6 protein-coding genes are annotated in these 7,861 nt (G+C 46.8%); 4 read left to right on the top strand and 2 right to left on the bottom strand.

What is annotated here, in order from left to right:
• Window positions 1-116: 116 nt before the first annotated feature.
• Entirely contained in the window at window positions 117-1,817 is a 1,701-nt protein-coding gene (locus A1359_RS19855; protein ID WP_066987615.1) for an ABC transporter ATP-binding protein/permease, read from the bottom strand.
• 252 nt (window positions 1,818-2,069) lie between these two features.
• On the opposite strand from A1359_RS19855, the gene hemC reads away from it, so the two are divergent.
• From hemC to A1359_RS19835, 4 genes are read left to right on the top strand one after another with little or no spacing between them, the layout of a single operon-like run.
• Window positions 2,070-2,996, top strand: coding sequence for a hydroxymethylbilane synthase (gene hemC / locus A1359_RS19850; protein WP_066987617.1), 927 nt, complete (start codon window positions 2,070-2,072; stop codon window positions 2,994-2,996).
• A complete protein-coding gene (locus A1359_RS19845) occupies window positions 2,993-3,772 on the top strand; it encodes a uroporphyrinogen-III synthase (RefSeq protein ID WP_066987612.1) in 780 nt (259 codons plus the stop codon). The genes hemC and A1359_RS19845 overlap by 4 nt, the downstream gene beginning before the upstream one ends.
• On the top strand, window positions 3,760-4,953 hold the full coding sequence (locus tag A1359_RS19840) for a uroporphyrinogen-III C-methyltransferase (protein ID WP_066987611.1): 1,194 nt from the start codon (window positions 3,760-3,762) through the stop codon (window positions 4,951-4,953). Before A1359_RS19845 ends, A1359_RS19840 begins: the two co-directional genes overlap by 13 nt.
• 11 nt (window positions 4,954-4,964) lie before the next feature.
• Window positions 4,965-6,209, top strand: a complete 1,245-nt coding sequence (locus A1359_RS19835) for a heme biosynthesis HemY N-terminal domain-containing protein (RefSeq protein WP_066987609.1) — start codon at window positions 4,965-4,967, stop codon at window positions 6,207-6,209.
• 116 nt (window positions 6,210-6,325) lie between these two features.
• On the opposite strand, the gene ubiD is transcribed toward A1359_RS19835, so the two are convergent.
• On the bottom strand, window positions 6,326-7,789 hold the full coding sequence (gene ubiD, locus A1359_RS19830; RefSeq protein ID WP_066987607.1) for a 4-hydroxy-3-polyprenylbenzoate decarboxylase: 1,464 nt from the start codon (window positions 7,787-7,789) through the stop codon (window positions 6,326-6,328).
• Window positions 7,790-7,861: the final 72 nt, after the last annotated feature.

Here is a 7,861-nt window from a genome sequence, read left to right as displayed (position 1 = left end):
TAGTTAGGAATGCGCATGAAACAAGTTCGTCAGCTGTGGGTGCGAATTTATTCGCACTGTGCGGATAAATTCGCACCTACACAGGATTCTTGCATATGATATTCCATGCATATTCCTTAACTTAAAATAATTTGTCGTTTATGCAGTGCCTGTATGTTTGGCTGCTTGGTGATGGTTAATAAGGTCGAGTCCGGCAGTTTTTGGTTGATGATACGAATCATATCCATCTCACCATCAGGATCCAGAGAATCAAAGGCTTCCTGCATCATGATCCATTTGGGACGTTGCAATAGCAGTCGCACCAAGCCCAGACGTTGTAACTGCTCACGTTCCAGGTTTTTTTCCCAGTCTCCTATCTCATCCAGTTGTGAAATCAAGTCTTTTACGCCGGATAGTTCCAAAGTATATTCCAGATCGGCTTGACTGAAGTTATCACTGGGCGATGGATAGCAAATAGCTGCGCGTAAGGTGCCATTGGGCAAGAACGGCCGTGGCGGCATAAAAAACAGGGGGTCATTATCGGGCAACTCAATAGTGCCTTCTCCCCAAGGCCACAAGCCGGCGATAGCTTTGAATAGCTTGTTGCCGGTAAAAGCGTTACCGGCAATTAATACTCGTTCGCCTAGCTTGATTTCTTCGTTCAGGCAGGAGATGCAGATAATGCCGTCCAGCCTGGATATGCACAAATTATCAAAACGCAAAATGGATTGGTTTTTTTTCTCCAAGTGAATTCGGTGAGGATCCGGTTTGGCAATTTCCCGCTCTAATTGATCCAGTGCGCCAGTCAAACCTAAAACACGCTCCACGGATGCACGCCATTCAGCAACTCGCCCCATGTTGTCCACCGGCCAGGACAGTGCGGAGACCATGTGTTGAAACGACTGTGCTGCCTGCATTAAAGCGCCTAATGAAATACTGCCGAGTATATAACGGGGTGCTGATACCAAAATAGGAAAAGCCATGGATAGAACTGAATATCCAGAGCTAAACAACATGATTTTTTCCCAGGCTTTGGTTTGCTGGTTCCAGGCATTGATAATGTTGCCAAACAGGCTATGAAAATGCGGATTTTCATGTCGTTCGCCATGGATCAAGGCGATGGCTAGTGAGTTTTCTCGGGCTTTGACCAAGGCAAAGCGGAAATTGGCTTCCACCGTTTGGCGGTGGTCAGTCGCTTTAGTTAGTGGGCGGCCTATCCACCAGCCCAACATGGATGCACTGGCAGCATAGACCATGGCGATCCAGACCAAATGACCTTGTATCGGTATTTCTGTAAAGCCTAAATTTAAAGTGATGGTGCCGGATAAGTCCCACAGGATTTCGGTAAAGCTGATTAGCATTAATAAGCTGTAAGTCAAGCTATGCAAAAGGTCAATAGCATATTCTGTGGAAATACGCACATCTTCAGCAATACGGCCGTCAGGGTTGTCGTGTTCGCCAGGGATATGGGTGACCAAATAATGTCGACCTTCTTTCATCCATTGACTGATCAGTTTATCGGTCAGCCAGCCTCGCCAGTCTAGTTGGATGCGCCGTTTGACCATCAGATGTAAAACAGTGATTGCCATGTTGGCAATAAAAATCAAGACGATCAGGCCAATCTGAGTAAAAAATCTAGACATCGATCGTTGATCGAGCGCATCAAACAAATCTGCACTCCATATCGTGATAATGACTGAAATGGCGATTTGCAACACAGTCAGCAATAGCAAGGCTAAAGATAAGCCGCGAATGGTGGTTTTATGCTCTGAATTCCAAAAAGGCCCTGCAAGCCGAATGAATTGAATGAAAAATCTGCTGGTCGTTTGCAAAGCCATACTCCTCTCAAGTAAGCAGGCAATATACAAATTAGCCGGGTGAATAACAATACCCTTCCGTCTTAGTGTTGAAGGTAAAGGGTTATAGCTGCATCAAAGTGCTGAATAGCTATCTCAAATGCAAGCGTTAAGTAAAAGAAACAGGTTCTAAAGAATTTCATCGACAAATCAGATTACAATACGCTGCTATATTCAGGCAGCTTGATGGAATAGGCTCTGATTTTATTTCTTCCTTAATCGGCAGGAGCTATGTTGGCTAACAAAACAATTCGTATCGCAACCCGGCAAAGTCCGCTAGCGTTGTGGCAAGCTGAACATGTTGCGGCTCGGCTGCAACAAGCTTTTCCGGGGCTAAAAACCGAGCTGGTAAAAATGGTCACCCGCGGCGACAAAATATTGGATGCACCGTTGGCTAAAGTAGGCGGCAAAGGTTTGTTTGTAAAAGAACTGGAACAAGGCATGCTTGATGGCGTTGCCGATATTGCGGTGCATTCCATGAAAGACGTGCCGGTTGAATTTCCGGAAGGTTTACATCTGGCAGTGATATTGGATAGAGAGGATCCGACGGATGCGTTTGTATCCAACCGCTACAGTAGCTTGGCCGAATTGCCCAGTGATGCCCGCATCGGCACTTCCAGCTTGCGTCGCCAATGTCAGATCAAAGAAAAATTTCCGCAGGCAGAAATTCTCAGCTTACGTGGCAATGTCAATACGCGCCTGGCTAAGCTGGATGCCGGCGAATACGATGCCATCATTTTAGCCTCTGCGGGCTTGAAGCGGCTGGGTATGGGGGCGCGTATTACAGCATCGTTGTCTCCAGAAGAAAGCTTGCCCGCCATGGGGCAAGGTGCTATCGGCATCGAGTGTCGCATCAATGATGCCGAGATACATGAATATTTAAAAGTGTTGCACGACGAAACCACCACTATCCGTGTCCGCGCAGAGCGCGCGATGAATGAACGTTTGAATGGTGGTTGCCAAGTACCGATTGCCGGTTTTGCTGAAATTCATGGCGACAGATTATTCATGCGTGGTTTGGTGGGTAGTCCGGATGGTTCTGTTTTGTATCGTGCAAAAGCGGATAGTTCGCTGGATCAGGCTGAACAGCTAGGTCAAGCCATTGCTGATGATTTATTGGCGCAAGGTGCGGATAAGGTGTTGCGCGAGTTATATCAGTGACTACCGGCCTAAATGGCGCATGGGTGTTGGTTACGCGACCAGTTGCGCAAGCTGAAAAGCTCTGCAAGTTGATCACACAACAGAATGGTCAGGCTTTGCAGTTTCCAACTTTAGAGATTCAACCACTTAAAGTTGATGGTGAATTAATTGAAAAAGCACTGCATTGTGACTGGCTGATTTTTACCAGCACCAATGCGGTGGATTTTGCACTGAGAGCGTTAAGTGGCAAAATGACCCGTTTGCACGCTTTAAAATTAGCCGCAGTAGGTAAAGCCACGGCTAACGCATTGCAAGAAGTAGGCTTAAAAGTAGCTTGTGTGCCTGAAACTGAATTCAGTAGTGAAGGTCTATTAGCCGAGTCCGCTATGCATCGTGTGAGCAGTCAGCGAGTAATGATAGTGCGAGGCTTGGGGGGGCGGGAAAAACTGGCGCAAACATTGCACAGTCGTGGCGCAGACGTTGATTACCTGGAAGTTTATCGTCGCAACTTGCCTGATGTTGATAGCAGCCTATTGATTCAGCATGTGCAGGATGGCCAGTTGCAAGCAAGTACTGTCACTAGTGCTGAAGGCTTGCAGAATTTGCTGACCATGCTGGATGAAGAGACGGTGGTTTTGTTGCAAAAAATTCCACTGGTGGTGGTCAGCGACAGATTAAAACAATTGGCGCAGCAACTGGGTTTTGCCTACGTAATAGTCAGCAAGCAGCCTACAGATGCAGCAATTTTAGAGACATTGACGACGTTATTGAGCGGGGAAAAACAGTGGCCGAAGTAATTCAAGAACAACAAGACAATCAAGCCCCGGTAGTGGTGGTGAAAAAGTCTCATACCGGATTATGGATAGGCATTATTGCTATCATCCTGGTGATTGGTTTGGCGGCTGCCGGGTTTTATTTTATGCAGCAATTACGCATCAGTCAGGATACTGAAAACAGTCAGGATAGCCAAAAGCTGATCGAGATTGATAAGGTCATCAATGGACTGCAACAACAATTGTCTAACGTTCAATCGCAAATCGCCAACGTTAATGCCGAGATGACGGGTAAAGATAATCATTTTACGCAGACGTTATCAGACTTCTCCAAAATGCATGAAGAGCATCTGAGTACGTCGCGCAAAGAACTGGACGCTTCGATTTTGATGTTACAGCGTCAACTAGGTAAAACTCGCGGTGACTGGTTGCTGGCGGATGCCGAATACCTGCTGAGTGTAGCCAATCAACGTCTACATCTAGTGGGTGACGTAGTTACAACCCGTGAGGCTTTGGAAGCTGCGGATCAGCGTCTTAGAGAAAGCGGCGATGCTGCAGTTTTTAAGGTTCGCGAACAGATAGCCAAGGAAATTGCAGTGTTAAACGGTGTGGTTGTGCCGGATATCGTCGGTATTTACGCCGGCATTCAGCATTTACAGGATGCCGTTGAAAGTTTATCGGTGTTTTTACCGCATGCCGACAAAGAACCGGAAAAAGCTGCGATACCGCAGGATCTATCTGAACACGGTCATGAAATTCTGGACAAAGTGGCTAAAGAGCTGGAAGGCTACGTAGTGTTGCGTCACACCGAACAGCAGGTGAATGCAATTTTGTCACCTGAGGAAGCTCATTTCATTAAGCAACAATTGAAAGTTCGATTGGAAATGATCGAAATTGCCTTGGTTCAGCAAAATGACACGCTGTTTGTCAGCAGCATTGCCAATGCCAAAGAATGGTTGCAACGTAACTTTGCCGAAAATCTGCAAACCGCACAATTCATTGCTGAATTGGACAAACTATCTGGTGTGCAATTGAAAACGCAGTATCCTGATGTCAGCGGCTCTTTGAAGATGTTGAAAAACATTGGTAAGTTGCGTTTGGAAACGGATAAAGCCGTTCTCGACGAAAAGCCTGTTGAGGTAGCCCCCGCCCCAACTCCCGTCCCGACTGCCACCCCAGAGCAGCCTGTTAATGGCCAGCAATAGTGAGCAGCGTCATGAGAAATTTACTTTACTTCCTGGCTTCCTTATTGTCCGCTGTTGGCGTGGCTTATGCCTTGCATAACTGGCTGGCCCAGCACAATGATCCTGGCTACGTATTGATCGGCTTTGGACATTGGTCACTAGAGACTTCTTTGACTGTTTTTACCGTTGGACTGGTGCTTGGTTTTTTTGCGCTGTATAGTTTTTTTCGGCTACTAGGTGTGCTGATGCGCTTACCCGGCAAAATGTCCAAGCATCGACGTAATATTAAATTTAATCGTTCGCAGGATGCATTGATCAATGGTTTATTCGATATTGCCGCCGGAAATTGGGAAAGTGCAGAAAAAATTCTGATTAAACATGCTGCCAGCAGTGGCACGCCTTTACTGCATTATTTGATAGCTGCCCGGGCCGCTCAATCACGCGGTGCATTGGATAAACGCGATGAATATCTTAAAAATGCGATAGCACAATCTTCGAGTGACAATCTGACCGTTGGTTTGACACAGGCCGAATTATATCTATCCGAGCAGCAGTTCGAGCAGGCGCTGGAAACACTGGTTAAACTTCAATCAATCAACCCCAACCATCCGAGGGTGTTGACTATGATGTATCAGGCGTACCAGAAAATTGGTGATTGGGAAGGCTTGAGTCGTTTGTTGCCATCGTTGCAGCAAAACAAGGTTTTGCTGGAAACCGAAGTCAAGCCGCTACAAACTAAAGCCTATAGCAGTCTGCTGAAAAAAGCCGCAGCACAACAAGATGTACAAGCTATCAAAGCCTGTTGGGATGAAATTCCAGAAAATAGCAAAGCTCTGCCTGGCATCGCTAATATCTATTTTGCCGCCATGATTGCCAAGGGTGCCGGCAACGCGGTTGAAAATGATGTTATTAAACAACTGGGTAAGCATTGGGATACAGCTACGCTGGAGCTATACGCCACTATCGAATCCGATAACAACGAAAGACACTTGCAAACAGCTGAGCAATGGCTGGCGGTTTATCCCAATGATCCAGCCTTGCTTAAAGTGCTAGGTAAGCTAGCGCGAAAAGCAGGCCAAATGGAAAAAGCAGAGCAATATCTGTTAAAAAGCCTGAATATCGATAGCTCGGTTGGCGTTTGTCAGTTATTGGGCGAACTGATGTTTGAAAAGGGCAATAAAGAAAAAGCCTGTGATTATTTCCAGCGCGGTCTTAAACTGGCGTCTAACCAAGTGCTTCCCAAGGTCGAAACTCAGTCCGAACAACTGACGGTCTGATTTTTACTTTAAGTTTCGATTAGGCCTTCCGGGCATAGCCTTAAGACCTGGCCTTATCGAATTAAATATCTTTCGACAGAATCAAAGTGATTCTGTGCATACTAGGTTTAAGCGTTTCAATCGAATAAGGTATCCCACATGGCGTCGACTTTTTTTATCACGTCCTCGCGCATTACGATAGGTCGTCCCCATTCGCGCTGAGTTTCGCCAGGCCACTTATTGGTGGCATCGAAACCCACTTTAGAGCCGAGTCCGGATACCGGGGAGGCAAAATCCAAATAATCGATTGGCGTGTTTTCCAATATCGTCAAATCTCGCGCGGGGTCCATACGGGTGGTGATGGCCCAGATCACATCCTGCCAATTGCGCACATCCACATCCTCATCGACCACAATTACAAATTTGGTGTACATGAACTGGCGCAAATAAGACCAGGTGCCCAGCATCACCCGTTTGGCATGACCGGCATATTGTTTTTTCATGCTGATCACCGCCATTCGATACGAACAACCCTCGGGCGGTAGGTAAAAGTCGACTATTTCCGGAAACTGCTTTTGCAGGATAGGGACGAAGACTTCATTCAGCGCCACGCCCAAAATTGCGGGCTCATCAGGTGGACGACCGGTATAAGTGCTGTGATAAATCGGCACCTGGCGTTGTGTAATGCGTTCTATAGTAAATACCGGGAAATCATCGACCTCATTGTAATAGCCGGTATGATCGCCATAAGGGCCTTCCGGGGCAGTTTCACCGGGATAGATAAAGCCTTCCAATACAATTTCAGCGCTGGCGGGTACTTGTAGATCGTTACTTAAACACTTGGCTACTTCAGTTTTACTGCCGCGTAACAAGCCGGCAAAGGCATATTCAGACAGAGAATCCGGCACTGGCGTTACCGCAGCCAGAATAGTCGCTGGGTCAGCACCCAAGGCCACCGCCACAGGAAAGGGTTTATCAGGATATTTTTCTTGCCATTCTTTAAAGTCCAGCGCACCGCCTCGATGGGCAAGCCAGCGCATGATGACTTTGTTTTTACCTATCACTTGTAGCCGATAAATACCCAGATTCTGCCGATCTTTATTAGGGCCTTTAGTAATCACCAATGGCCAGGTGATAAGCGGGGCGGCGTCTTCCGGCCAGCAGTGTTGAATTGGATAGACGCCCAAATCTACCTCGTCACCAATTCGTATTACTTCCTGGCAAGCTGGCGAACTGATTATTTTGGGCGCCATGTTCAGTACCTGCTTAAAGGTCGGTAATTTTTCCATGGCATCTCTGAAGCCTTTCGGTGGTTCGGGCTCCTTTAAATAAGCCAGTAATTCACCAATGCCTCGTAGTTCTGATACATCTTTGGCGCCCATGCCCATTGCCACTCGCTTGGGTGTACCAAAAAGGTTGCCCAATACGGCAATATTGTAACCCTTTGGATTTTCAAACAATAAAGCCGGGCCGCCCTGCTTTAACATGCGGTCGCAGATGACGGTCATTTCCAGGTAGGGATCGACCTCGGTTCGGATACGTTTCAGCTCGCCTTGCTTTTCAAGTTGCTGAATGAAGTCTCTTAAATCTTTATATTTCATAGCGAGGCATTAACGTATGGAAATCAGGGGGAATCAGATAAGGAATATGCTTGGAATATCATATGCAAGAAT

It is taken from the genome of Methylomonas lenta, assembly GCF_001644015.1.
Lineage (GTDB): Bacteria > Pseudomonadota > Gammaproteobacteria > Methylococcales > Methylomonadaceae > Methylomonas > Methylomonas lenta.
Note: the sequence above shows the minus strand (reverse complement) of the source record. Positions and strands in the feature narration are given on the sequence as shown.

Bases quoted from the DNA above. Each gene is read 5' to 3' on its own strand.
- A1359_RS19855 (WP_066987615.1), bottom strand. From the start codon at position 1,817: ATGGCTTTGCAAACGACCAGCAGATTTTTCATTCAATTCATTCGGCTT.
- A1359_RS19835 (WP_066987609.1), top strand. From the start codon at position 4,965: ATGAGAAATTTACTTTACTTCCTGGCTTCCTTATTGTCCGCTGTTGGC.
- ubiD (WP_066987607.1), bottom strand. From the start codon at position 7,789: ATGAAATATAAAGATTTAAGAGACTTCATTCAGCAACTTGAAAAGCAA.